Below are 24,736 nucleotides of genomic sequence, written 5' to 3'. Positions count from 1 at the left end.
TTATATGTCCTTACTATTGTAGGTTTTTTTAAGCTTGATAACAACCGCATTACGTTTCAATTTGGAGGGTATCAGCGACTTGCCAAATGAGTGGGGTAACATCACCAACGCTAATCAAAACTAACTCATGCATTGCTCGTGACGCCAATGTATACAAAAGCCCACGTGACGCCTCACCAGGATAATTTGTCTCAGACACGTCATAACCAATCACCGCATCAAACTCTAACCCTTTCGCCAAATAAATTGGCATCACCAATATATTTTCTGTCCTGGTTCGGTCATCAGCATCAAGTAATTGATGCTGAATCGCTTGAGCTTCCAAATATGCACTGACTGTTTCTGCTTGAGCTTGAGTCTTCGTTAGAATCGCAATTGTTTTTTGTGTCTCTTGCAATTGTTGAATCACCTCTGCCAAGATGTGTGCCTCATTCTCAAGCGTTGTTGTAATCAAGCGAGGCTGATTGCCATCCCGTTGAAAGGCTTCAATTTGAGCCCCATCTGGTAACAATGCCTTGGCAAAATTCATAATCGGCTGAGTTGAACGGTAAGACTTCGTCAATTTAATTAAACGTTGTTTTTTAACTTGAAACGCTGCTGCATACTCATCCATCAGCGCTTCGGGTGTTTGAATCGGCCGGAATAAGGCCTGCTCAGCATCCCCTAATAGCGTAAACTTCGCATTTGGAAAGGCATGTTTCAGATACAACATTTGTAGCATTGCATAATCTTGCATTTCATCAACGAAAACATATTGCATAAATTGATTCGTCCCACTACCGGTCATAAGATCACGTAAAAGTAAGACTGGAACTGCATCTTCATAATCGATTTGGTGTTGCTCTAATTGATATAAGAAGCGTTGGGCTTTCGTGATCCACCACTTTTCATCAATTTCTGCATACTGTAAATGACCTAGATAAGTCAAAAAGTCCGCAAATTGCTGATAGACATCAACAAATTGCGTATTATACAGCGCATCGTCAATTGGTTGAAAAACTTCATTCAGATAAGCGGTCGCGACATGTTTAATGGTCTCATCCATATCGACATCTGCTTCGTTTAATACATCGACATCTTCATCTAACAAACGTTGATATTCATGATCATTGAGTTGATTTAACGCATCCAAAACCCAATCAGCTTGTTGTTCAGTCTCTATTTGCGCTTGTAACTTCTCCAAAAAATGTTTTCGCGTCATCCCAATCCGCTCTACGACAGGATAAGCAGTTGGCAATCGGTCATAATAATTTTTAAAGTCATTCGCTTTAAACCACTTTTCACCTTGGAAATAAATATCCGTAAAGACAATCTGATCACTCGTCAATTGTATTAGATATTCTTGCAAAGCAGTAACTAAGTCAGCTGACTCAAGTGCTTGTTGTAATCGTTGTCGAATTGCTTGGCTTGGTCCTTGATCTTGTTCATATTGATTAAACAAGGTTTGTACGGTGAGCCCTTGCAACCGCGCCGTCAAAAACTCACTCATTGTAACCTGCCGCATATTACGCTCACCTAGTGAAGGTAGCACGTCAGAAATATAACTTGAGAAAAGACGATTTGGTGAAAACAAGACAATCTGATCAGAATTCAAATTTTCACGAGCATGGAACAATAAAAATGCGATACGTTGCAAAATCGCTGAGGTCTTACCAGAACCTGCAACTCCCTGAACAACCATTAAATCACTCTCAGTATCGCGAATAATTTGATTCTGTTCTTGTTGAATCGTCGCAACAATATTATGCATTTTTTGATCATTTTGCTCGCCCAAAACCGTTTGCAACATTTCATCGCCAATCGTAACGTCTGTATCAAACATGTTCTCAATCGTACGACCCGTAATCTTAAATTGCCGCTTTTTCGTTAATTTTGCGACTTGATCGCCGAGCGGAGTTGGATAAGTGACCTCACCTAAGGCACCATTATAATAAACTCCACTAATGGGCGCCCGCCAATCGTTAATCAGGAACTCCCCATTCTCATCTTGCAATGATGCCAAACCAATATATAAACTTTCAGCTTCGCCATCTTCAACAATATCAACCCGTCCAAAATAAGGGCTCGCTTTCAAATTATGCAACGTAGTAACCATGTTTTGCATGATTTGCTCTGTTTCGGTTACCCGCGCCACAATATTTCGTTGCTGCTGAATTTCCGCATTGGTTTCCATCGCGTCATCTTCTTCAATTGTATTAATTGACGTGTTAGCACCATAATTCGTTTCAACCGCATACGTTTCTGCATGGGCCTGATCAAAATTTTGCTCAGCCTTAGTTAGCTGTTGCTCAATTTCATCACTCACGCGTTCTAAACGTTGCTGTTCCATTTTCCATTCACGTGTCTCCATCAACCCATCCTTTCTAAAAGCACAAAAGGCATTGGAAAAAACCAATGCCTTTCACATATATTAGCCAAGGTTTTGGCTATTCAGTTAACTCATTTAACCCCAAACTAATCGCCAAGGCACGGTTTAGAGTAATCATAATTTCTTCAGGAACCACCCCAATTTTATCTTGTAACCGTCGCTTATCCAGCGTACGTACTTGTTCAGCCAACAAAACTGAATCACGGCTAATCCCAGTGTGTTCAATTTCTGCTGGGAGACCGACGTGCGTCGGTAAACGTGGCTTATCGATTTGAGCCGTGATTGGTACCATAATAATGGTTGGTGAATGATGGTTTCCGACATCATTTTGCACAATCACAACCGGCCGTTGACCACCTTGTTCCGAACCAACCACAGGTGAAAGTTCTGCAAAAAAAATGTCGCCACGTTTAATGTCCACATATTTTCCCATTTTCTGCTCCTACTCTACGACTCGTCGTGGTAAACGTTGTGCCATACTCGTGGCAATCTCATATGGAATCGTGTCAGCTTGGTCAGCTAAATCCTCCAAAGTAATAGTGGCGTCACCAGCTTGACCTAGTAGGGTAATCTCTGTCCCAACTGGCATTTCCTCAGGTAGCCGAACCATACATTGATCCATAGCAATGCGCCCAATGAGTTCGACTGTCCGTCCATCTGGTAGCAAAGCCTGCATTCCTTGCATATCCCGCGAATAACCGTCAGCATACCCAATCGGTAGTGTTCCAATCCATTCATCTCTTTTTGCTGTATAAGTTGCCCCATAAGAAATTGAGCTACCTGCAGGCACTTGCTTAACATAAACCAATTCTGCTTTTAGCCGCATCACCGGTTGTAACTGACGCCTTGCTAATTGTCCTTGCGATGAATCAAGGCCATACATTCCGGCACCGACCCGTATCATATCGTGGCTAGGTAACTCATGCCACAGTGATGTTCCAGAATTAGCTAAGTGTCGTAAAGTATGTTCTGGAATATTTTGTTGATCAGTTAATTCATGCCATTTGGTAACTTGTTGATCAAAATATGCTTGATTCGTGGTATCAGCCGTTGCAAAATGGGTCCAAATCGAATCAAAGTGAACATCCGCTTGTTGATTAATAAAGGTGATGAGTTCAGTAAGCTCATCCCGAGTACGGAGTCCAATGCGCCCCATTCCTGTATCGACGGGGACAGACACCTTTAAAATTTTAGAACTCGTCTTCGCCGCTAAAGCCGCTTTTAACCATGTCAAACTTCCTGCAACTGCAACTAAGTCATTTTCTACCAATTCATCGGCATATTTAGCAGGAGTCATCCCTAAAATCATCACTGGTTCTGTTACACCAAATTGACGTAACCAGATGCCTTCATCCATGGTGGCAACTGCAAAATAATCTACATGCGCTGCTTGTAAAATAGGTACAACTTGCTCTAAACCATGTCCATAGGCATTTGCCTTAACAACCGCACAAAAACGCTCAGTTTGTGTTAAGTCTTTAATATAATCAATATTATGTAATAATGCTGACTTTGAAACCTCTAACCAAGCTGGTCGATGACTAGCAATTGGTTGACGGTCAAGCATCTGTGGCTCTTGTTCCTTACTCATGTCTTGCTCCAATATGACTAAACTATGTACGTAATCACCTGAATGTGAAATTGAAATATGTGTTTTAACGGCACCAAGCTCTGGCATTTTTGTTATCACTGGCGCACCTTGTTGGTCCGACAAAATTTCAATATCCAAAAAGCCAGCTTTAGAACCTATCCCAGTCCCCAGGGCCTTACTAAAAGCTTCTTTAGCTGAGAAGCGTCCTGCTAAAAATTCACCTTGATGCTTCCCCTTGCGTTGATCATAAATTGCGCGTTCATTTGGGGTTAATACTGTATCAATAAAGCGCGGCGTTCTTTCTGCTGTCTTCATTACTGCACTAATCGTTTGAATGTCCGTTCCTATACCATTAAGCATACCGACCTCCTATCGTCACTTTATTATACGCTATTTCCCTTCAAATCATCACTCTAAAATTTTCATAAACAAAAAAAGTACAACTCATTATGAGTTGTACTTTTTATATTAGTCTTTATTCTTGATGACAAAGTCGCGTGAACGACGTGATTGTCCGCCATTACCCCGACGGTCAGATCCACCATTTCCTGAGCGACGGTTGCCACCGCCATGACCATTGTCACGACGATTACCACCACGATAGCCACCACCGTTACCTGAACGACGGTTACCACCGCCACCATTACCGTAACGCTTACGTGGCAATGGACGCTCACGAGACAATGAGTATGGCGTGTCCATATCATCAATATTCGCAACAGAACCAAGCAAAGCAGCCGCTAATGTCTTGGCATCATACTTGTTAACCAAATTATTCACTTCTTCTTCGGCTAATGCTGGGTTAGCTTCATCAGCTAACTTTTCAACCTTAGAACCAACCTTAGCCAAACGACCAGCAATTGCTTCTTCCTTAGTAGCTGGCTTTAATGGTTGCATCCGCTTCTTGGTTAGCTTTTCAATATCCTTCAAGTAATCCATTTCGGCACTTGTCACAAAGGTTACTGAAGTACCCGTGTGTCCGGCACGACCAGTACGACCAATTCGGTGCACATACGATTCAGAATCTTGTGGAATATCAAAGTTATAAACATAGTCCACACCTGAAACGTCCAAACCACGCGCCGCCACATCAGTTGCGACTAAGATATTAATTTCACCGTTCTTGAATTGCTTCAAAACTTGTGAACGCTTTTGTTGCGTCAAATCACCGTGAATACCTGCGGCATTGTAACCACGAAGTTCAAGTCCTCGTGTTAATTCATCAACACGGCGCTTTGTCCGTCCAAACATAATCGCCAATTCTGGATTTTGAACATCCAAAATACGCGTCAATGTATCGAACTTTTCATTTTCACGAACCTTAACATAGTATTGGTCAACTAAGTCAGTCGTTAGTTCTTTTGCTTCAATTTGGACATGAACTGGGTCCTTCATGAATTGCACACCAATCCGCTTAATAGCAGGTGGCATTGTGGCTGAGAACAACAAAGTTTGACGTTTGTCTGGAACAGCCTTTAGGATTGATTCAATATCATCCAAAAAGCCCATGTTCAACATTTCGTCCGCTTCGTCTAACACAAGTGTCTTCACATTTGATAGGTCAACGGTGCCACGGTTAATGTGGTCAAGTAAACGACCAGGAGTACCCACAACAACTTGAGCACCATGCTTTAAGCCGTTGATTTGACGGCGAATATCTGCACCACCAAAGACAGCTTGGACCTTGACATGCTTGTCACGGCCTAATTTAAAAATCTCGTCTTGGGTTTGAATCGCCAACTCACGTGTTGGTGAAACAACCAATGCTTGAGGCTTCATCACGTTCTCATCAAGCATTTGTAAAATTGGTAAACCAAAGGCTGCGGTTTTACCAGTTCCAGTTTGAGCTTGGCCAATCACATCTTTTCCATCTAAAATCAATGGAATCGTCTTTTCTTGGATTGGGGTAGCTTCTTCATAGCCTTGCTTTGTAATGGCTGTCAACAGGTCATCTGATAGACCTAATTCTGCAAACTTCAAAATATATCCTCCAGGGATGATAGCTCTAAACCATCATCATCTCTTTGTATCGTAGTTAATTGATCAATCCTCAGGCTAAACACAATCCGGTGTTCGTAACGCGCCGAGTCTTGGCAATCAGCTTTCTAAATGTAACTTGTCTATTCTATCTTGTTACACTGCATTAATCAAGTAAAAACAAATTAAAAAAGATTGGTTGCTCATCTGCAATCAATCTTTTTTTACTTAAAAGTCATCTTCAATTTTAATATCCGCATTCAACATCGTTAGCTTGTGCACCAAACGATCATAACCACGCAAAACATGTTCAGCATTTGAAATTTCAGTGACACCGTCAGCCATCAATCCAGCGACTACTAACGCAGCCCCCGCCCGAATTTCTTCAGCAGAAACTTGAGCACCATGCAATTCATGACTAGGATGCACATCAATCTCACCTTCATTCTTCACTTCGATGTTCATTCCCAACTTGTTTAACTCTGGGATATGACGTGTCCGTTCCGGATAGATGGTTTCAAAAATACGACTTGTTCCATCAATCTTACCAAGCAATGGTGTAATTGGTTGTTGCAAATCAGTCGCAAAACTTGGATATGGTGCTGTTTTAATGGTAATTGGCTTTAGATGTGTTGTCTTTGGCACATAAATGCTATCTTCACGGACATCTAAATCAACACCCATCTCAATCATTTTAGAAATGAAAGCTTCCAAATGTTCTGGAATAACATTTTTAACAAGTACACCTTCACCTTGTGCCGCAGCTAAGGCCAAGTACGTACCAGCTTCAATCCGGTCGGGGATAGCCGTATGCGTTGTCTCACTACCAAGATGTTCAACACCAGTAATGCGGATTGTATCCGTACCAACACCACGAATCTTAGCACCCATGTTATTCAAGAAAGTAGCTAGGTCAATGATTTCTGGCTCTTTAGCCGCATTTTCAATAATCGTCACACCTTCGGCATGCACAGCTGCCAAAATGATATTCATCGTTGCCCCAACGGAAACCATATCTAAGAAAATATGAGCCCCCTTAAGACCATGCTCAGCTTCGATATGAATCGTATCATTTTCTTCACGAACTGTCGCACCCAGCGCTTCAAACCCTTTGATGTGTTGATCGATTGGACGTGGTCCAATATTATCGCCACCAGGGAAAGTCACCGTGGCACGCCCAAAGCGTCCAAGCAAAGACCCCATGAAATAATATGATGCCCGTAAACTCTTGATTGCTGTTGAAGGCAATTCAGCTTCAACAATTTGGGTTGGATCAATCGTCAATTTACCATCTGAAAATTCAGAACTAACATTCATTGACTCCAAAATCACTTGCAAATTGTATACATCCAAAATATCAGGCATACCATCAAAATGGACAGGGTCTTCAGATAAAATTGCTGCCGGAATTAAGGCAACTGTTGAATTCTTGGCTCCGCCAATTGTCACTTCTCCGCTCAGTGGGCGACCACCACGAATGACTAACTTTTTCATAATCGTTCTCCTCAATTTGCATGAGCCGATTCCCATGCAATTATCACTATAATCGATGACCAGAATGGTCCTTATTTCAAATTAAACTCATTTATTAGAATTTTGGCAAATATGCTAATACCAAAATATCACTTCTTATAGTTTAACGCATATTCACCTATAATTTGTAGTTATTTTAGCAGGCTTAAACTTCTCGTAAACAATCTACACTAAATTAAAATATATGTATAAAAAAAAGGCGACCACACGTCTATATGTGGTCGCCTTTTTCTCCCATTAACAACCGATCTGTCACGTCTGAAAACGTCTTATTTTGATTCGTGATGCTTAAGCGCCGCAGTCACAAAGCCTTGATAAAGTGGTTCAGCATGATTTGGTCGTGATTGGAATTCTGGATGAGCTTGATCAGCCATAAAGAAATCGTTTTCTGGTAATTCGATGATTTCCATCAAGCTACCATCAGGTGAAGTACCTGAGAAGACCATCCCAGCATCTTCAAATTCCTTTTTGAAGTCAGTATTAAATTCGTAACGGTGACGGTGACGTTGTTGGATCTCATCCTTACCGTATAACGCATGTGCTTGGCTACCTGGCTTCAAGTCATTGGTATACAAACCTAGTCGTTGCGTACCACCAATATTTGTCACTTCTTGTTGATCATTCATCAATGCAATAATTGGATGTGTTGTATCTGGATCTAATTCAATTGAATTGGCATCGTCATAGCCCAAAACATTCCGAGCAAATTCCACACTAGCCATTTGCATCCCTAAGCAGACCCCTAGGAATGGCACGTTGTTTTCACGAGCATACTTGATAGCAGCAATCTTACCTTCAGTTCCACGTTGACCAAAGCCACCGGGTACCATCACACCATCAGCATCCCCCAACATTTCAGCCACATTATCATCGTTAATCAATTCTGAATTGATTGGATTAATTTCAACATCGGCATCAATCGCATAACCACCGGCGCGAAGAGCTTCATTAACTGAAATATATGCATCTTGCAAGTCAGCATACTTTCCAACCAATGCAATCTTGACGTGCTTTGACAAATGCTTAATGCGGTTAATCATATCAACCCAACCAGACATATCTGCAGCAGGTGCCTCTAGACCAAGATTATCCAAGACAACGTCATCCATCCCTTGCGCTTGCATGTTTAAGGCAACTTCATATAAGACATCTACGTCCATTGACTCAATCACCGCGTTCGCTGGAACATCCGTAAACAAAGCAAGCTTTTGACGCATATCATCAGTAATTGGCTTTTCAGTTCGAACAACTAACATATCGGGTTGAATTCCCAATGAACGCAATTCTGAAACAGAGTGTTGCGTAGGCTTAGTCTTCATTTCACCAGCGGCCCGCAAATATGGAATTAATGATGTATGGATATAGAAAGTGTTTTCCGCACCAACTTCACCCTTCATTTGACGCAAAGCTTCGATAAATGGCAATGATTCAATATCACCAACCGTGCCACCAACTTCAGTAATTACGATATCAGCATCAGTTGTTTCACCGGCTCGCATCATCTTTTCTTTCAACATATTTGTGATGTGTGGGATAACTTGTACCGTAGCGCCATCATAATCACCACGACGTTCCTTGGCCAATACTTCTGAATAAATACGACCTGATGTAATATTTGAATACTTGTTTAGGTTAATATCAATAAAACGCTCATAATGACCAAGATCCAGGTCAGTTTCCAGACCATCATCAGTAACGAAAGTCTCACCGTGTTGGTAAGGTGACATGGTTCCTGGATCAATATTGATGTACGGATCAAACTTTTGTACCGCAATCTTAAATCCACGATTCTTTAACAACCGGCCCAATGAAGCGGCAACGATTCCTTTACCTAGTGAAGAAACCACTCCACCAGTCACAAAGATATATTTTGTAGCCATTATAATGTCCTCCAGGTCTTGAAAATAAAAAGGCTCCCAATGCTAATTACATTAGCGTTGGGAGCAATCTGTGTCTAATTCTTCTTGTCTTATATGTATAATATAAGAGCCCGGAACTTAATGATACAGAATAATAATCATTATGTCAATAATTATTCTTTATCACCTGAACCGTAATCATCATCAACGGGCTTGATGCCAACAATTTCGTCACCAATTCCACTTGAAACTTCACTCAAATCATCTTCTTCAGTTTCAGCTTCATCGTCGGCTTCGGTATCATCTTCATCAGCACCATCAGCGTTAACTTCGTTTTCACCAAAGTCATCATCTTCAGGATCATCGTCGTTATAGTCAATAACATCATCGTCATCATCGACATCCGCCAAAAAGGCGTTGATCTTCTTACGCTTCTTCTTTGGCTTGTTTTCTTGTTCTTCATCCAAATCCAAATGCACAGCTTCATCAATTGAATCAATTGGATACCATGAACGAAGGCCCCAAGTATTATCTCCTAATGAAATAAATGAACCGTCGATATTCAAATCAGTGTAGAACTGAGCCAAGCGCGCTCGAATTTCTTCATCTGACTTACCCGTGAAGTTTTGCACCTCATTTAGTAAATCAGAAAACGCCATGGTTTCATGACGGTCAGATAAAATCGCACGAGCAACCTCAATCATTGAGAGCTCTGATCGGTTTTGGCCGTCGAATTGTGTAATTGCCAAATCACGCACGTCCTTTCGCAGTCTTTTTCAATGTTTAATCATACAATATATTCCTGTTCTGAGCAATGGCCCAAAAAATCAGTATAACTAATTAATTATCTAACACATACTTGTCGATTGCAACCCCTACGCCATCTTCATCTTGTGTCGTAGTAACGGCATCAGCTGCTGCCTTTAAATCATCGATAGCATTACCCATGGCCACACCGAAGCCAGCAGCTTCAACCATAGACATATCATTTTGTTGGTCCCCAATCGCCATCGTTTCATCCATGCTAATTCCTAGATGATCAGCTAGCGCACGTAATCCAGCACCCTTACTGGCTTCCTTATTGATAATTTCAATAAAGTATTGATCAGAACGCACGATTGTATACTTGTCTTGAATGTCTTGTGGCATTTTCGCGCTAATGTCGTCCATCTTTGCTACTTCGCCAATTAACATCACCTTAACATAATCGCCATCTTCAGGCATTTCTTCCATAGCCCGAACCTTTATTGGCATCCCCATAAAATAGCTTTCGCGACTTGCCATGGGATTAATATCATGTGAGGTCGTATAAATATCATCAAGCATTTCAGCTTGGACTAATACGTCACCCCAAGCATCACCCAACTTAGTCATTTCTTGATATGCTGGCATTCCGACTTCTTTAGAAAAGATAACTTCTCCAGTTGTAGTTTCAACAACACTACCGTTGTAAGCAATGACATATTGATCAGCCTGATTATCCAATCCAAGGGTCTTCAAATAATTTTGGACCCCGCGCACTGGACGTCCAGTGGTCAACACAATCTTAATCCCAGCTGCAGTAGCTGCTTGGACCGACTTTTTGACGTGGTCAGTTATCTCTTTACTGGTATTCACCAAAGTGTCATCAATATCAATTGCGATTAACTTAATCATGTTTACTCCTCATCAATCCACATGGATTTGCTTTTAGCTCTATTTTATACTATTTTTCGTTTCTGGTTCAACAAGCTGCCCATTCTCAATGTATTGTTGGAATTCAGCGTAGATTGGCGCCATCATATCATCAGTTGCTTGCTTTTTAACCATTTCGCTTGGAAAGAAAAAGCGCGCATCGCCAAATTCGCGACCCATCAAAGCTTTGACTAACGCACTTTTTTCAGATAACTCTACCAAATTACCGTTTTGTTGGCGTAATTCAATTTGCGTCCGTTGTTGCTTAGCATCAGGATTATAGGCATCATAGGGCAAGTCAAAGCTATCATTCTCTGCAGTATAATAGCGTGGGTCGAACCCGGCTGCCTCAACTAGTCGTCGTAATTCTGGCAACAAATGACGCTGTGCTTTACCAACGGTGATTGATTTTAATGGCACGCGATTCAAAAAACGTTGTGACAAATCAGCCAGAACACTGTCTTCATCAAAGCGCCATTGATTAATCGCAGCCAGTAAAACAGAATCATCCAGGGTCAAGTACTGTTCTAAAGACAAATCACCTGAAAATAATGGTTGCAACAATTTTGGCACAAAATCTGTACTAAGCCCGCGCTCTCGACGATCATCATAAACTACTTTTGCTCGCTCCAACAAATGTTGTAAGAGCACTTCCAAGGCCCGTGAGACTGGGTGGAAATAAACTTGTACATACATTTGATAACGTGACACAACGTAGTCTTCAATCGCGTACATGCCTTTTTCATCAAAAGCAATCCCGCCAGCATAAGGATGGATGGTTTGGACAATCCGCGCCAAATCGAACTTTCCATAAGTAGCCCCAGTAAAGAAGGCATCTCGCAACAAATAGTCCATCCGGTCAGCGTCAATTTGGCTTGAAATTAATTGCACAACTTGTGGATTAGGATATGTCTTAGCAATGACCTGGGCCACTTTTTCTGGAAAGTCAGGTGCAACCTGCCGCAAGACTGCATTGACATTCGTTTCCTCGGAAAGAATAACGGCCTGCGTATAAGCCTCGTGGTCCGTATGAAAAATGTGTTCGAAGGTATGTGAATATGCACCATGACCGACATCATGCAACAATGCCGCACAAAGCAAGACTAAACGTTCGTTAGCATCCCACAGCCCATCACCTGGCGTTTGCGTTGGATAAAAATTCTCTAGATGCATTTCAATGCGACGAGCAATTTCATAGACCCCTAGCGAATGTGAAAATCGTGAATGCTCAGCACCATGAAACACTGAACTTGTCACACCTAGCTGATCAATACGACGGAGCCGTTGAAATTCTGGGGTCCCAATTAGATCCAGAATCACCTGATCATAAACATGAATTTCATTTAAAACCGGGTCTCGAAATATTTTTTCATTTTGCATTTAAGGCCACGCCTCCATCTTTTCATTTACGTTCATTATACCGCATAAAGACGGTATAATAAGAATACTAATAAAAAAATGGAGCATTTACATGGAAAATTTACCAGAAAACACCGCAATTCCCGTGCAGATCACACTGCATAGTGTGATTAATCGCTTGGATGAACAAGAAATCTATGACGTTGATGAGCCCGGTAGTTTAACCATAGCTGGCGATGCTCGCTACCTGCGTTACACGCAGGCCGCTCCAGAACCCAAACTACCAGAAACTAAAATGATGCTAAAGCTAGCTGACGATGGTTCAGTCAAGATGCGTCAAAGTGGCATCTTAAACACCCAGTTTCAATTTACGCTCGACCACTTAACCCACACAAATTATCATACACCGGCCGGCAATATCATTCTGGATATTAAAACCACTGCCCTCACCCAAGAAACGACCAACCAAGGAGGCACCGTCAATATCGCTTACCAATTGATTGAGAACGAATCTCCACTTGGTGATTATCAGATGCAAATCACTTATACATTTTAGGCAAAAAAAAAAGCTGTTCAAACTGTACTATTTCTACCAAAAGTAGAGATAACTCAATTTGAACGGCTTTTTGTTATTACTATAAGAGGGGGAAATATAGCAATAACGACGTCGACATTAAAGCATGCCGACACCTTAGAATATGTAATGGGGGTTACATATTCCGACTTATTACTTTGGGGAGTAATGAGACCTGCTTATACTAGCAGATAAGTTCAGTATACCGTGAAACTCCAAATATTTCATTACAAAAAAATTACATTTAAATCTGAAATTCATAGTTATGGCTGAATAATCCGCTTAAACCGTTTTACTGACTTTTGTTTAGCGAAACGGTTGTTTCTTGTTGTTTCCCATCACGATAGTAAGTTAGCGCTACCTTATCGCCAACTTTGTGCTTATACAAAGCTTCACGCAAACTAGCTGCATCCGTTACTTTAGTATCATCAATTTTTGTAATCACATCGTATTGCTTAAGTCCTGCTGTCGCTGCTGGTGAGAATTTTGAAACTTTCATCACCACCACCCCGTTCGCATTATTAGGCAATTTCAAAACATCTTTTTGATCACGGGTTGAGACTGCGTCCAAATCTACAAGTGAAATTCCTAAGCTTGGACGTTCCACTTTACCATTTTGTTCTAGCTGAGCAATGATATGAGTCACGGTGTTAGAAGGAATCGCAAAGCCCATTCCTTCTACGGCAGTACCATCTTCAGATCCTGCTAATTTCATTGAGTTAATACCAACAACTTGGCCAGCTAAGTTAATCAATGGCCCCCCAGAATTACCTGGATTAATCGCAGCATCCGTTTGAATTACCGTTGCTTTGCCCATTGATTGCCCTTGCGAGTCTTTTGCGTCAATTTCACGATTTGTTGCTGAAATAATACCTTCGGTCACAGATGTTGCATATTGTGACCCTAACGGTGAACCAATGGCCAATGCCGTTTGCCCTGGTTGCAATTTGGCAGAGTTGGCAAACTCGGCCACTTGCTTAACATCTTTGGAACTAATTTTGAGCACAGCTAAATCGGTCGTTTTATCTTTTCCAACTAGTTTAGCAGAAACTTTGGTACCATCACTCATCAATACCTGTAATGAATTTGCCCCATCAACGACATGATTATTAGTCACAACATAGGCAGCATCTCCAGCTTTTTTATAAATTACGCCTGAACCTTCAGAGGCAGTTGTTTTATCATCATCCTGGTTTGTATCTTCACCAAATAAATTGCCAGCTGACAATGATTGATCAGATTGTAAATTCAGCACTGATACAACAGCACCAGACACTTGATTAAAAGCTTTTGTTGCTGAAGCAGTCCCCTTAACCTTAGAATCTTGCACCTTAACCTCTTTGGTTTGTGTTTGATTCATAGTTTGGTTTTGATTGGCAAAATATGTCACCGCCCCGGCAGAAACACCTCCACCAATCAACCCGGCACACAAGCCGATTATCATCATTTTACGACCAGTCGGTTGTTTGTCTGTCATGACCTTGTCTCCTTGATTGCTTTTACAATTTAGTATAACAAGCCCGCTTTGCGGTAGCTTAAATTTCTTGTAAGCGTGTCGCGGCTAGTGGCGATGTGTCATGTAAAAAGAAGTCATGGTCAACGCCAAGATCTTTAGACTGTAAAACATCGGTCACAGTTAGATGCGCTAACGCTTTTTCATTATTTTCAGGACTTAAATGTCCCAAGTAAACATTTTTAGTATGTTGTCCAACAATATCGGCGATGGCTAAAGCGCCATCTTCATTTGATAAGTGCCCACGATCACTCAAAATTCTTTGTTTTAAGGGCCAAGCATAACTTCCCATCCGCAACATATCATAATCATGATTGGCTTCCATCAAAACCGTATCTGCGTCTTTTAACATGCTCCGACTAATATCATTCATATAACCAGTGTCAGTCAACATCGCAAAGGTTTTACCAGCATGATGGAAAGCATAAAATTGTGGATCAATTGCGTCATGTGACACCGAAAAACTTTCAACGTCTAAATCGCCCATCAGTTGCGTTTGATTGGGCTCAAATACGTGCACTTGTTCTGGTTTGACTTTACCAATCTTATTTTGCATGACCGACCAAGTTTTCGCATTAGCATAGACATCCATCCCATATTTTCGAGCGAGAACGCCTACCCCTGCAATATGATCACTATGTTCATGCGTCACAAAAATGGCATCGACATCTTGCAAATTACGGTCAATCTGTCCCATTAAATCTGCTATTTTTTTACCGGACAAGCCGGCATCTACCAACACCTTATGTTCAGGCGTTTCAATGTAGGTCACATTTCCTGAACTACTCGATGCTAACATCGATACTTTAAAATCACTCGCCATTGTATCTTCTTTCTAAACACAAGTTTAATGCATTAAAGCTCCATTCATCGCATTAATCGAAATTGTTGAAACTTCATTTGCATTATTTTTAATCACAAATGACCACACAGGGACGTAAATGACATCTCCACGCACCATTTTAAAAATCATATAATTTAACTGGCTTGATTGCACCACACTGTTATTGGGGATTTCATTATACTGATAAGCATTAATTAGTGCATCTTCTTCACTAATCAGCGATGAAATATCCCGCAACTTTTCGACATGATTAACATGGGTTTGGGTATAGTTTTTCAAATTATAATTTTCATCCACGGTAAATTGTATGCGTGCTCGTGCCGTTGAGAAAACTTTTCCCGTCACGTCCGGACGAGCCCGTTGACTAAAGACAGCTTGAAAACCATCACCCGATGCGTTTTGCTTCTCATTCAAATAATCAGTCATGAAACGATCATATTGATACTCGCTCCCATCAATAACCGCGTTTTTATCCAACATCATTTTTTTGAGCTTAGCAATGGCCTGTGCCCGTGTATGCCCAAGGTTAACCGGCTTTTTAGGTGTAGCAACTAATGTGTTGCCTGATTTAGTTGCCGAAAACGCACCACTAATCCGATAACGTTGTCCATACAGCGCATTATCTTCATCCGCAGATAAATAGGCCCCTGAGAGTGGCTTAGAATCCATATGATGATATTTAATACCATCCATCTGCATCTCTTTTTTAACGCTTTGGCTTGATCCAGGATCGGTCAACGGACGGTTTACCACGACCCATTGATAGATCAAGACAATATCTAGCACTAAGAATGTGTAGAAAAAAGCCCATAGAATTTTTTTCAGATTCATTCGACGCCACCATCCTTATACGCCTTAAGCCGTTGATCAACAGGCAACCAACGCCCATTCGTCTTAACAAACCACTGCGGGTTCAGATTTACAAAGTCCGGATTACCTTGGTTGACCCATTCATAACCAACCCGTAAATCTTGGATTTCGTCAGCCTTAACACCGTAACTTTCAACTTTCTTCGTAGCCGTCCCCTCATCTGGTAAGGTCACCATGCGATTTTCATGCTGAGGTAGTGGCACTTGAATTGAAAACTTAGAGAAGCGTACTTCAACTTGTTGGTTCTGATTGAAAGCTACCTTTACCAAACTCGCAACATCGTGATTAAAGATTGGTAAGCCATCTGAATACAAACGATAATTTAAATCACGCCCATGATTATCAGTTTCAAAATAATACATATTTTCGGGAATGGTTGTCCGTGCAGTTAACCAACGATAACTTAACATATCTTTTTTAGATAACGCATGGGGCGTCTTTTGATTCAAATAGGCGTTCAAAGTTAACCCACCCGTTTTTTGATTCAATGTTAATTGACGATTACCGGAGCGATAGGTTGTTTTATCTCCCTGCGTTGTCACCTTCGGCGAATTATTGGTTCCTTCAAACACATTTTGCGTAACATCACCGATTTTGCTTGATTCTAGCAAGTAACTACGTTTCTCAATATGAATTGGCGAGGTACTAAACGATTGCGTCTTACCATTCCGCCAAATTAATTTCACATCAACCGTATTCGTCGGCTTTTTATATTTAATTGGTCGCTCAGTAGTTTTTAACTTGGCACGGTAAATTTTATGATGCTTATCATCACCAAACAAAATTGCCCCTTCACCATTTAATGGAACAACGACCTGATTAATTGCAGTATTCTTAGGAAACTTCAAATCACTCTTGAAGTCTTTATTCACAATTTCGCCCGCAACATCATCGGGATACCCCAACACAACATGATTATCGGAGGCTATTTGTTCCACATATGCCTTTTTAGAATAAGTTTTGCTCTTAACAGGATCAACCTTCCAAGTATAGGCTTGCTGTGAGACGGCATTGGCAAGGCCGCGATAATTCACGACATATGTCATCTTATGGTTATGATTTAAAATCAAACGATCTGTATCATATACCGCTTGAATTGGTTTATTAGCAACAATCTTTTTTGCCCCTTCTTGTTGCTCTTGGCGCGCATCCATTTCACCTGGATTACTAACGCTATACCATAATAAAGCTGAAAGTACGATACTAATACCAACTAAAATTGTTACTGAAATCCCCAACCCATAACGTTTAATGAAACGACCTAGGCCAAACCAAATATTTTTTATTAATTTAATCATCCCAGTCATCCTCGTCATCAATTACATATGGTTCATATGGTAATGAAATGAAGAAGGTTGAGCCTTGGCCTTCAACTGATTCAACCCAGATTTTACCGCCGAAGCGTTCAATAATTTCCTTAGAAATTGCCAAGCCCAAACCAGTTCCACCTTGTGCCCGCGAACGCGCTTTATCAACCCGGAAGAAACGATCAAAGACATGGTTTACATCCTTGTTTGGAATTCCCAATCCTTGGTCAGCAATACTCAATACGACATCCGTTTGCTCATCATCCATTTTGGCAGTAATCACTCCACCATCTGGTGAATACTTAATCGCATTATTCATAATGTTATCAATCACTTGCGTGAACTTTGAAGGATCTAGTTCAACCCAAATCTCACTCTTTGGAATTTCACGATGAATCGAATATGTCTTTTCAGGTTGCTCATCATTCGCAATAATCATGTCAAAACGATCCAAAATATAATTGAATAATTCAGCAATATTCACGAATTCATTTTCAACCTGCATTGTGCCAGAATCCATCCGTGACAACTCAAGTAAATCATTCACCATATGAATCATACGGGTTGTCTCATCTTGAATCACATCAAGGAAGTTATGAGCTAATTGTGGATCATCAATGGCGCCTTCTTGCAATGCATCAACATAAGACTTCACCGAAGTTAGTGGCGTTCGAAGCTCGTGTGACACATTCGAAACGAATTGACGACGTTCCGCATCAATCCGATACTGCTCTGTTACATCATGTAGCACAACAACAATTCCAGAAACAAAACCTGAAGAACGTTGAATCAAGCTAAAATAAGCTTGCAAGTAAAGTTCACGTTGATTATCACTAAAGTCCAATGATAATTCATGTGGACTCTCAACTAAATCACGCAAACTTTCTTTACCATCAATGTGCAGAACATCCAAAATTGACTTACCGATGGCACTTTCACCATCATCAAGATTTAAATCACGTACCGCTGTTGAATTAATCATATTGATGCTTCCACGCCGATCGGTCGCAATAACGCCGTCTGTCATATATTCAAGCACTGAATCCAAGCGTCGTCGTTCAAAATCAATTGAATTTGTAGTCTCTTCAATCCGCAAAGCCAAGATATTCACGTTTTCAGCCAACTGACTGATTTCATCATTTGACCGAACTTGAATTTCACCAGAATAATCTCCCTGCGCAATCCGCAATGTGCGATCATTGATTTCAGTAATTGGCTTAGCCAAACCTTGCGAAATAATAATCGACATCACTAATCCCAACAAAATTGCCAAGAAAGCTGCTGAGAAAAAGATAAGGGAGATATTATTCAGACTCTTATACGTCGGCTCCAAATTAGCACGAACAACCACAACCCCAACAATGCGATTATCAGTCGATCGATTATTCACCAATGGTCGGATGACAACTTGATAACGTTTACCGGCATGTTCTTCAATCGGGCTTTTATTATATTTAGTTCCTGCCAAAGCAGCTTTAACATTTGAGTCCGTAGTTTTTCGATTAATATTATCTTGGTTATTAACATCATTCGTTCCACGAATCACACCATTGGAATCCACCACCGTAAAGTCACTAATGGCCGGATTATTAATCGAATTGAGCACCTTATATATTTTTTCATTCACTTCATCGTGATTATCTGAACTGGTCAAAGCTTCAGTCAATGTATCTGTGGCATATGGCTTAAGTGTGATTTGGCTCTTAACCGTATCTAAACTTTGCCGTTCCAACTGTTTCACGAAAAAAGCGCCGACAACTTCTAAAGTTACCAATAGCGTTAACGTGAAAACTAAGGCAATCTTAAAATGAATCGACGAAAAAAAGCTTTTTCTAGATTTTTGTTTTTTTGGTTGTTGCATGGAAACAAGCTTCTTTCTTTTTTGAATAGTTTCATAAAAATAAGCGCGTACCCTGTATTCAAAACAAAGCACCCGCTCAACATTATCTCATCATTATGATTGTGCTTCTTCCGCTGGCTTCAAATAATAGCCAACGCCACGCCGCGTCATTAAAATTTGCGGATGGCTAGGAGTTTCTTCAATCTTTTCACGAATCCGTCGAACCGTTACATCAACCGTCCGGACATCTCCGAAATAGTCATACCCCCACACCGTTTGCAATAAATCATCACGCGTCATGACTTGTCCAATATGCTTAGCCAAGTGATAAAGCAATTCAAATTCACGATGGGTTAATTCAATGTCTTCACCATCTTTTGATACCATATAGGCATCTGGATGAATAACCAATGGTCCAACCTTAATATCATCGGTATCTCCATCAGTCATTTCGCTAGGCGTCGCAGGTGTTTGACGGCGCAAATTAGCTTTAACACGCGCTAACAGTTCACGATTTGAAAATGGCTTAGTAACGTAATCATCCGCACCCATTTCAAGACCTAAGACTTTATCGATTTCAGAATCCTTAGCTGTAACCATAATTACCGGTGTTTGTGACTTAGTTCTAATTTGACGTAGTACTTCAGTCCCTTCAACTTCTGGCAACATTTGATCAAGTAATACTAAATCAGGATCTTCTTCATCAAACTTATCTAATGCTTCTTGTCCATCCATGGCTGTGACAACATCATAGCCCTCTTTGGTCAAATTAAATTTAATAATATCCGAGATTGGTTTTTCATCATCGACTACTAAGATTTTAGTCATTTCATTATCCCCCTTTATGGGTAGGTTTATATGCTTATTATTATAACATGTTCATGTTACGCTAATCATATGATTACGAATTTAAAGTTCATGATACATAGGCTAGTTTACCAAAAAACACAGCCTTTGACTATATGCACGCCGAGAGAGTTTCTGACCCAATTTTGAAAAAAACACAAATAGGGCTTGCATGAATCTCAAATCGATGGTATATTATTATCTGTTGTTGCGATAGCGACAAACATTTGGACAGATAGCTCAGTTGGTAGAGCAACGGACTCTTAATCCGTGGGTCCAGGGTTCGAGCCCCTGTCTGTCCACTTCTTAAAACACCAATTCTTCGGAACTGGTGTTTTTTTGTGCTTTAACAGCTCTACCGGTAAAGCCAACTTAAATCTTTTAACTATTTTTAGCAACCAATATTGCTTTGTGATAAAAAATTTCAGAAAACCCCTTGCACCATCTCCAAAACGATGTTATAGTATTATCTGTTGTTGCGATAGCGATAAACATTTGGACAGATAGCTCAGTTGGTAGAGCAACGGACTCTTAATCCGTGGGTCCAGGGTTCGAGCCCCTGTCTGTCCACTACTTAAAACACCAGTTCTTCGGAACTGGTGTTTTTTTATGCTTCAATAGTTTTTTTAGACAAATAAAAAAGAGCGAACCGAAGTTCACTCTTTTTACATTAGTCTTCTGCAACGAAAGGCAAAAGACCCATGATACGTGCACGCTTGATAGCAGTTGTTACCTTGCGTTGGTTCTTTGCTGAAGTTCCAGTTACACGACGAGGCAAGATCTTACCACGTTCTGAAATGAAACGTTCCAACAATTCTGTATCCTTGTAATCCACATATTCGATATGGTTGGCTGCAATGAAGTCAACCTTACGACGGCGACGAGGTGCGCCACCACGACGTTGTTGTGCCATGATTAATTTCCTCCTAAATAGACTTTGTCTTTTGACAAGTTACTCAAACTTAGAATGGTAAGTCATCGTCAGAGATATCAACTTCTTGGCCACCAGCAAACGGATCATTATTTGCATTCCCCTGATTGTTGTTAGCTCCAGAAGCATTAAACACATTTCCACCGGTATTATTTTGCGTACCGAATGGACTTGCAGTTTGCGCATTATTTTGTGAGTTATTCTGGAAATTTTGGTTACCATTATTTTGACCACCAAAACTACCATTATTCGTATCAGTTGAGTTACGACGTTGCTCACTTTCTGCACGACTCTCCAACAATGAGAAATTATCAACAACAACTTCAGTTACATAAACTCGTTGTCCTTGTTGATTTTCGTAATTACGTGTTTGAATCCGTCCTTCAACTGCAACTAGTGAACCCTTCGATGTAAAGTTCGCAAAGTTTTCAGCTGACTTACGCCAAATCACACAATTAATAAAATCAGCCTCGCGTTCACCGCTAGCATTCGTAAATTGACGGTTAACCGCCAAAGTAAATGACCCAACAGCTGTACCAGACGTCGTGTAACGCAATTCAACATCACGCGTTAAGCGCCCAACCAAAACAACACGATTAATCATTGGAGAATCTCCTTTCTGATTTCAACTTAATTCTAAGTTGTGACAATATAATTAAACGCTCGGTCTAATTATTGTGCGATATCATCGCGCTTAACGATCATATGACGCAAGATGTCTTGTGAAATCTTAGCCAAACGATCGAATTCGTTAATCGCTGCTGAATCGTCGGCAGTGAAGTTAACAATATGATATGTTCCTTCACGGTATCCTTCAATTTCGTATGCGAAACGGCGTGATGACCAGTCTTTTGAGTCAATGATGTTTGCACCATTGTCACTCAAAATCTTGTCAAAACGTTCAACCAATGCCTTTTTAGCATCTGCCTCCATGTCGGGGCGGATGATGTACGTTAGTTCGTATGCCATTTTATCTTCCTCCTTTTGGTCTATGGCTGGTACTTCCAGCAAGGAGCCACGACGAAAATTCATCGTTACTCACAGAAGTTAAGTGTACACATTATTTGAGCAATGTGCAAGCATTTTCTAGTACAACAATAAAAGGCATCCATAACATATGGATGCCTTTTATTTAATCACGGTGATAACGACTATTAAACAATGGTGAAATCGCCTGATTTTCATTAATACGAACGATTGTTTCAGCAATCAAATCAGCAGTTGAAACCTGAACCAATTTATCGAATTTCTTCTCTTCTGGTAATGCAATGGAATCAGTAACAATCACTTTCTTAAAGCATGAATTTTGTAAACGTTCTGGCGCATCATCTGAAAAGACAGCGTGTGTTGCCACAACATATACTTCTGTTGCACCTTCATCCATTAACTTTTGTGCCCCTTGCGTAATTGTACCACCGGTATCAATCATATCATCAATCATGATGGCACGCTTTCCCTTAACATCACCAATGATATTCATAATTTTAGCGACGTTCGCCTTAGGACGGCGTTTGTCAATAATGGCAATGGGTTCTTCTGAACCTAATAGTTCTGCTAATTTACGTGCACGGGTCACCCCACCATGGTCAGGTGACACCACAACAGTATTGTCATCGACGATGCCTGATGTGAGCAAATAATCAGCCAACAATGGCGCTCCCATCAAATGATCGACTGGAATATCAAAAAATCCTTGAATTTGTGCAGCATGTAAGTCCATTGCTAAGACACGTGTTGCCCCAGCCATTTGTAACATATTCGCAACTAGCTTAGCCGTGATTGGCTCGCGTGAACGTGCCTTTCGATCTTGGCGTGCATAACCATAATATGGCAAAACCACGTTAATTGATTTCGCACTTGCTCGGCGTAGCGCATCAATCGTGATCATGACTTCCATCAAATTATCATTAACCGGTGCTGACGTAGACTGAATAATATAAACATTATCACCACGCACTGATTCTTCAATATTAACTTGGATTTCATTATCGCTAAAATGAGCCAAGTTAATCTTTGATAATTCGACCCCAATTGATGCGGCAATTTTCTCAGCCAGTGGCCGATTACTACTCAACGAAAAGATTTTTAAGTGCGCATCCCCATAGGTTGCCATCCTTACCCTCCAAAATTACTTTCAACTGACAATTATGTCACCCAACGATTACATTTAATTTTAACCGCTTCAAGCGCTTAATTCAACGGATGTATACGATTAGTCATTAAATCGAAATATTTACTTGGCATCATCACTTTGTCCGAATTTTTTAAAGAGCGGTGTCCGCTTCCAAAAATCAGGCTTAGTCGTTTGACGACTGCGGGCAATCCCCATTGCATGGGCTGGAATATCATCGGTAATCGTTGAACCTGCAGCAGTAACCGCTTCATCCCCAATATTAACTGGTGAAATAATTTTAGTATTTGAACCGATGAAACTACGATCACCAACATTTGAATGATGCTTATCAACGCCATCATAATTAACAAAAATCGTTCCAGCTCCAATATTGACATCTTCACCGACGGTTGCATCGCCTAAGTATGATAGATGTCCCATCTTTGAACGAGCCCCAAGAGTTGCATTTTTAACTTCCACAAAATTACCTGCATGGGCTTCCTCACGCAAATCAGCCTTCGGCCGCAAATGTGCAAACGGTCCTACCGTTGCTTTTGGCCCAACGTGAGCTTCTTCTAAGTGGCTAGCATCAATTTGTGCGCCATCATCAACAACACTGTCAACAATTTGCGTACCTGATGTTAAATGGACATTCGCACCAATGACCGTATGTCCCTTCAAGACTACATTTGGTTCAATCACTGTATCACGACCAATTTGAACATCTGTATCAATATAGGTTGTTTGAGGGTCAATCAAAGTTACCCCATTTTGCATGTGTTGCTTATTCACACGTTCCCGCAAAACCGCATTTGCCTTTGACAAAGCCACACGATCATTAACTCCCATTGATTCATCAAAGTCTTCCATCGTGTAAGCACCAACTGTGTACCCTTGCGTCCGCAAAATTTCCAAAGTATCTGGAAGATAATATTCACCTTGCGCGTTATCATTGGTCACTTCATGCAAACTACTAAATAGCAACTTATTGTCAAAAACATAGACACCAGTATTCACTTCATGAATGGCCTGTTCAGCTGGCGTTGCATCTTTTTGCTCAACAATCCGAACCACATTACCTAGCTCATCTCGTACGATTCGACCATAACCAGTTGGATCAGGTGCTTTAGCAGTCAAAACCGTTACCGCATTACCAGAAGTAGCATGATACTCAAAGAGATGGTTCAATGTGTCAACTGTAAACAATGGTGCGTCCCCAGATGCAATTAAGGTCATCCCATCTTTATCACCTAGTTCATCCTCAGCCATCAAGATGGCATGTCCTGTGCCCAATTGTTCCTTTTGTTCAACCACTGCACTCCGATCACCGATTACAGTGCTAACTTGTTCAGCCCCATGTCCGACAACCGTCACAATTTTTTGAGGGTGCAACGCTTCAGAAGCATCCAAGACCAGTTCAACCATGGCTTTTCCGCCAACTTGGTGTAATACCTTTGGCATGTCTGACTTCATCCGAGTCCCTTTACCAGCTGCAAGAATAATAATATAACGATCCATTTTTACCCCTTCTCAACTC

21 protein-coding genes and 2 tRNA genes are annotated in these 24,736 nt (G+C 40.9%); 3 read left to right on the top strand and 20 right to left on the bottom strand.

From position 1 onward, the window contains the following. Window positions 1-49: 49 nt before the first annotated feature. The 9 genes from helD to JOC36_RS06015 all read right to left on the bottom strand — a co-directional run bounded on the left by helD (window position 50) and on the right by JOC36_RS06015 (window position 12,382). Window positions 50-2,350 (bottom strand): RNA polymerase recycling motor HelD, encoded by a 2,301-nt coding sequence (gene helD / locus JOC36_RS06055; RefSeq protein ID WP_205145607.1) that lies wholly within the window; start codon window positions 2,348-2,350, stop codon window positions 50-52. 76 nt (window positions 2,351-2,426) lie between these two features. After that, window positions 2,427-2,801 (bottom strand): type II toxin-antitoxin system PemK/MazF family toxin, encoded by a 375-nt coding sequence (locus JOC36_RS06050; RefSeq protein WP_239517554.1) that lies wholly within the window; start codon window positions 2,799-2,801, stop codon window positions 2,427-2,429. 9 nt (window positions 2,802-2,810) lie between these two features. Beyond that, window positions 2,811-4,319, bottom strand: a complete 1,509-nt coding sequence (alr, locus tag JOC36_RS06045) for an alanine racemase (RefSeq protein WP_205145606.1) — start codon at window positions 4,317-4,319, stop codon at window positions 2,811-2,813. A gap of 108 nt (window positions 4,320-4,427) precedes the next feature. After that, a complete protein-coding gene (gene cshA / locus JOC36_RS06040; protein ID WP_239517553.1) occupies window positions 4,428-5,939 on the bottom strand; it encodes a degradosome RNA helicase CshA in 1,512 nt (503 codons plus the stop codon). Window positions 5,940-6,164: 225 nt separating this feature from the next. After that, window positions 6,165-7,430: a UDP-N-acetylglucosamine 1-carboxyvinyltransferase gene (locus tag JOC36_RS06035; RefSeq protein ID WP_205145605.1), complete on the bottom strand. Its 1,266-nt coding sequence runs from the start codon at window positions 7,428-7,430 to the stop codon at window positions 6,165-6,167. A 308-nt stretch (window positions 7,431-7,738) separates the two neighbouring features. Then, window positions 7,739-9,349, bottom strand: a complete 1,611-nt coding sequence (locus JOC36_RS06030; protein WP_205145604.1) for a CTP synthase — start codon at window positions 9,347-9,349, stop codon at window positions 7,739-7,741. A 152-nt stretch (window positions 9,350-9,501) separates the two neighbouring features. Continuing rightward, the gene (gene rpoE, locus JOC36_RS06025; RefSeq protein ID WP_205145603.1) at window positions 9,502-10,077 is read right to left on the bottom strand and encodes a DNA-directed RNA polymerase subunit delta; all 576 of its coding nucleotides are present in this window, start codon (window positions 10,075-10,077) and stop codon (window positions 9,502-9,504) included. Window positions 10,078-10,168: 91 nt separating this feature from the next. Further along, window positions 10,169-10,984 (bottom strand): Cof-type HAD-IIB family hydrolase, encoded by an 816-nt coding sequence (locus JOC36_RS06020; protein WP_205145602.1) that lies wholly within the window; start codon window positions 10,982-10,984, stop codon window positions 10,169-10,171. A gap of 39 nt (window positions 10,985-11,023) precedes the next feature. Continuing rightward, a complete protein-coding gene (locus tag JOC36_RS06015) occupies window positions 11,024-12,382 on the bottom strand; it encodes an HD domain-containing protein (RefSeq protein ID WP_205145601.1) in 1,359 nt (452 codons plus the stop codon). A gap of 124 nt (window positions 12,383-12,506) precedes the next feature. On the opposite strand from JOC36_RS06015, the gene JOC36_RS06010 reads away from it, so the two are divergent. After that, the gene (locus tag JOC36_RS06010) at window positions 12,507-12,917 is read left to right on the top strand and encodes a DUF1934 family protein (protein WP_205145600.1); all 411 of its coding nucleotides are present in this window, start codon (window positions 12,507-12,509) and stop codon (window positions 12,915-12,917) included. A gap of 310 nt (window positions 12,918-13,227) precedes the next feature. On the opposite strand, the gene JOC36_RS06005 is transcribed toward JOC36_RS06010, so the two are convergent. The 6 genes from JOC36_RS06005 to yycF all read right to left on the bottom strand — a co-directional run bounded on the left by JOC36_RS06005 (window position 13,228) and on the right by yycF (window position 20,137). Then, window positions 13,228-14,412, bottom strand: a complete 1,185-nt coding sequence (locus tag JOC36_RS06005) for a S1C family serine protease (RefSeq protein ID WP_205145599.1) — start codon at window positions 14,410-14,412, stop codon at window positions 13,228-13,230. A 58-nt stretch (window positions 14,413-14,470) separates the two neighbouring features. After that, a complete protein-coding gene (locus JOC36_RS06000) occupies window positions 14,471-15,271 on the bottom strand; it encodes an MBL fold metallo-hydrolase (RefSeq protein WP_205145598.1) in 801 nt (266 codons plus the stop codon). 24 nt (window positions 15,272-15,295) lie between these two features. Continuing rightward, window positions 15,296-16,123, bottom strand: coding sequence for a two-component system regulatory protein YycI (gene yycI / locus JOC36_RS05995; RefSeq protein ID WP_205145597.1), 828 nt, complete (start codon window positions 16,121-16,123; stop codon window positions 15,296-15,298). Beyond that, entirely contained in the window at window positions 16,120-17,460 is a 1,341-nt protein-coding gene (gene yycH / locus JOC36_RS05990) for a two-component system activity regulator YycH (protein WP_205145596.1), read from the bottom strand. The genes yycI and yycH overlap by 4 nt, the downstream gene beginning before the upstream one ends. Further along, on the bottom strand, window positions 17,453-19,330 hold the full coding sequence (walK, locus tag JOC36_RS05985) for a cell wall metabolism sensor histidine kinase WalK (protein ID WP_205145595.1): 1,878 nt from the start codon (window positions 19,328-19,330) through the stop codon (window positions 17,453-17,455). Before walK ends, yycH begins: the two co-directional genes overlap by 8 nt. 93 nt (window positions 19,331-19,423) lie before the next feature. Then, entirely contained in the window at window positions 19,424-20,137 is a 714-nt protein-coding gene (gene yycF / locus JOC36_RS05980) for a response regulator YycF (protein WP_205145594.1), read from the bottom strand. Window positions 20,138-20,384: 247 nt separating this feature from the next. On the opposite strand from yycF, the gene JOC36_RS05975 reads away from it, so the two are divergent. Together JOC36_RS05975 and JOC36_RS05970 are read left to right on the top strand one after the other, a co-directional pair. Beyond that, window positions 20,385-20,457, top strand: a tRNA-Lys gene (locus tag JOC36_RS05975). Window positions 20,458-20,652: 195 nt separating this feature from the next. Further along, window positions 20,653-20,725: transfer RNA gene (locus tag JOC36_RS05970), tRNA-Lys, on the top strand. A 100-nt stretch (window positions 20,726-20,825) separates the two neighbouring features. Here the strand turns inward: JOC36_RS05970 and rpsR are convergent. The 5 genes from rpsR to glmU form a co-directional block, all read right to left on the bottom strand. Beyond that, entirely contained in the window at window positions 20,826-21,068 is a 243-nt protein-coding gene (gene rpsR / locus JOC36_RS05965; protein ID WP_205145593.1) for a 30S ribosomal protein S18, read from the bottom strand. Window positions 21,069-21,117: 49 nt separating this feature from the next. Beyond that, window positions 21,118-21,690, bottom strand: a complete 573-nt coding sequence (ssb, locus tag JOC36_RS05960) for a single-stranded DNA-binding protein (RefSeq protein WP_205145592.1) — start codon at window positions 21,688-21,690, stop codon at window positions 21,118-21,120. A 68-nt stretch (window positions 21,691-21,758) separates the two neighbouring features. Further along, the gene (rpsF, locus tag JOC36_RS05955; RefSeq protein ID WP_205145591.1) at window positions 21,759-22,055 is read right to left on the bottom strand and encodes a 30S ribosomal protein S6; all 297 of its coding nucleotides are present in this window, start codon (window positions 22,053-22,055) and stop codon (window positions 21,759-21,761) included. Window positions 22,056-22,218: 163 nt separating this feature from the next. Beyond that, window positions 22,219-23,199, bottom strand: a complete 981-nt coding sequence (locus JOC36_RS05950) for a ribose-phosphate diphosphokinase (RefSeq protein WP_205145590.1) — start codon at window positions 23,197-23,199, stop codon at window positions 22,219-22,221. Between the two features lie 120 nt (window positions 23,200-23,319). After that, complete coding sequence (glmU, locus tag JOC36_RS05945) at window positions 23,320-24,717, bottom strand: bifunctional UDP-N-acetylglucosamine diphosphorylase/glucosamine-1-phosphate N-acetyltransferase GlmU (protein WP_205145589.1); 1,398 nt, start codon at window positions 24,715-24,717, stop codon at window positions 23,320-23,322. Between the last annotated feature and the right edge of the window lie 19 nt (window positions 24,718-24,736).

It is taken from the genome of Weissella uvarum (assembly GCF_016908785.1).
In the GTDB taxonomy this organism is placed as follows: Bacteria; Bacillota; Bacilli; order Lactobacillales; family Lactobacillaceae; genus Weissella; species Weissella uvarum.
The sequence above is the reverse complement of the archived record's forward strand: the minus strand, read 5'-3'. Positions and strand labels throughout refer to the sequence as shown.

Bases quoted from the DNA above. Each gene is read 5' to 3' on its own strand.
- alr (WP_205145606.1), bottom strand. From the start codon at position 4,319: ATGCTTAATGGTATAGGAACGGACATTCAAACGATTAGTGCAGTAATG.
- ssb (WP_205145592.1), bottom strand. From the start codon at position 21,690: ATGATTAATCGTGTTGTTTTGGTTGGGCGCTTAACGCGTGATGTTGAA.
- JOC36_RS06005 (WP_205145599.1), bottom strand. From the start codon at position 14,412: ATGACAGACAAACAACCGACTGGTCGTAAAATGATGATAATCGGCTTG.
- walK (WP_205145595.1), bottom strand. From the start codon at position 19,330: ATGCAACAACCAAAAAAACAAAAATCTAGAAAAAGCTTTTTTTCGTCG.
- JOC36_RS06000 (WP_205145598.1), bottom strand. From the start codon at position 15,271: ATGGCGAGTGATTTTAAAGTATCGATGTTAGCATCGAGTAGTTCAGGA.
- rpsR (WP_205145593.1), bottom strand. From the start codon at position 21,068: ATGGCACAACAACGTCGTGGTGGCGCACCTCGTCGCCGTCGTAAGGTT.
- JOC36_RS05950 (WP_205145590.1), bottom strand. From the start codon at position 23,199: ATGGCAACCTATGGGGATGCGCACTTAAAAATCTTTTCGTTGAGTAGT.
- JOC36_RS06020 (WP_205145602.1), bottom strand. From the start codon at position 10,984: ATGATTAAGTTAATCGCAATTGATATTGATGACACTTTGGTGAATACC.
- rpsF (WP_205145591.1), bottom strand. From the start codon at position 22,055: ATGGCATACGAACTAACGTACATCATCCGCCCCGACATGGAGGCAGAT.
- helD (WP_205145607.1), bottom strand. From the start codon at position 2,350: ATGGAGACACGTGAATGGAAAATGGAACAGCAACGTTTAGAACGCGTG.
- JOC36_RS06035 (WP_205145605.1), bottom strand. From the start codon at position 7,430: ATGAAAAAGTTAGTCATTCGTGGTGGTCGCCCACTGAGCGGAGAAGTG.
- yycF (WP_205145594.1), bottom strand. From the start codon at position 20,137: ATGACTAAAATCTTAGTAGTCGATGATGAAAAACCAATCTCGGATATT.
- JOC36_RS06030 (WP_205145604.1), bottom strand. From the start codon at position 9,349: ATGGCTACAAAATATATCTTTGTGACTGGTGGAGTGGTTTCTTCACTA.
- glmU (WP_205145589.1), bottom strand. From the start codon at position 24,717: ATGGATCGTTATATTATTATTCTTGCAGCTGGTAAAGGGACTCGGATG.
- yycH (WP_205145596.1), bottom strand. From the start codon at position 17,460: ATGATTAAATTAATAAAAAATATTTGGTTTGGCCTAGGTCGTTTCATT.
- JOC36_RS06050 (WP_239517554.1), bottom strand. From the start codon at position 2,801: ATGGGAAAATATGTGGACATTAAACGTGGCGACATTTTTTTTGCAGAA.
- yycI (WP_205145597.1), bottom strand. From the start codon at position 16,123: ATGAATCTGAAAAAAATTCTATGGGCTTTTTTCTACACATTCTTAGTG.
- JOC36_RS06015 (WP_205145601.1), bottom strand. From the start codon at position 12,382: ATGCAAAATGAAAAAATATTTCGAGACCCGGTTTTAAATGAAATTCAT.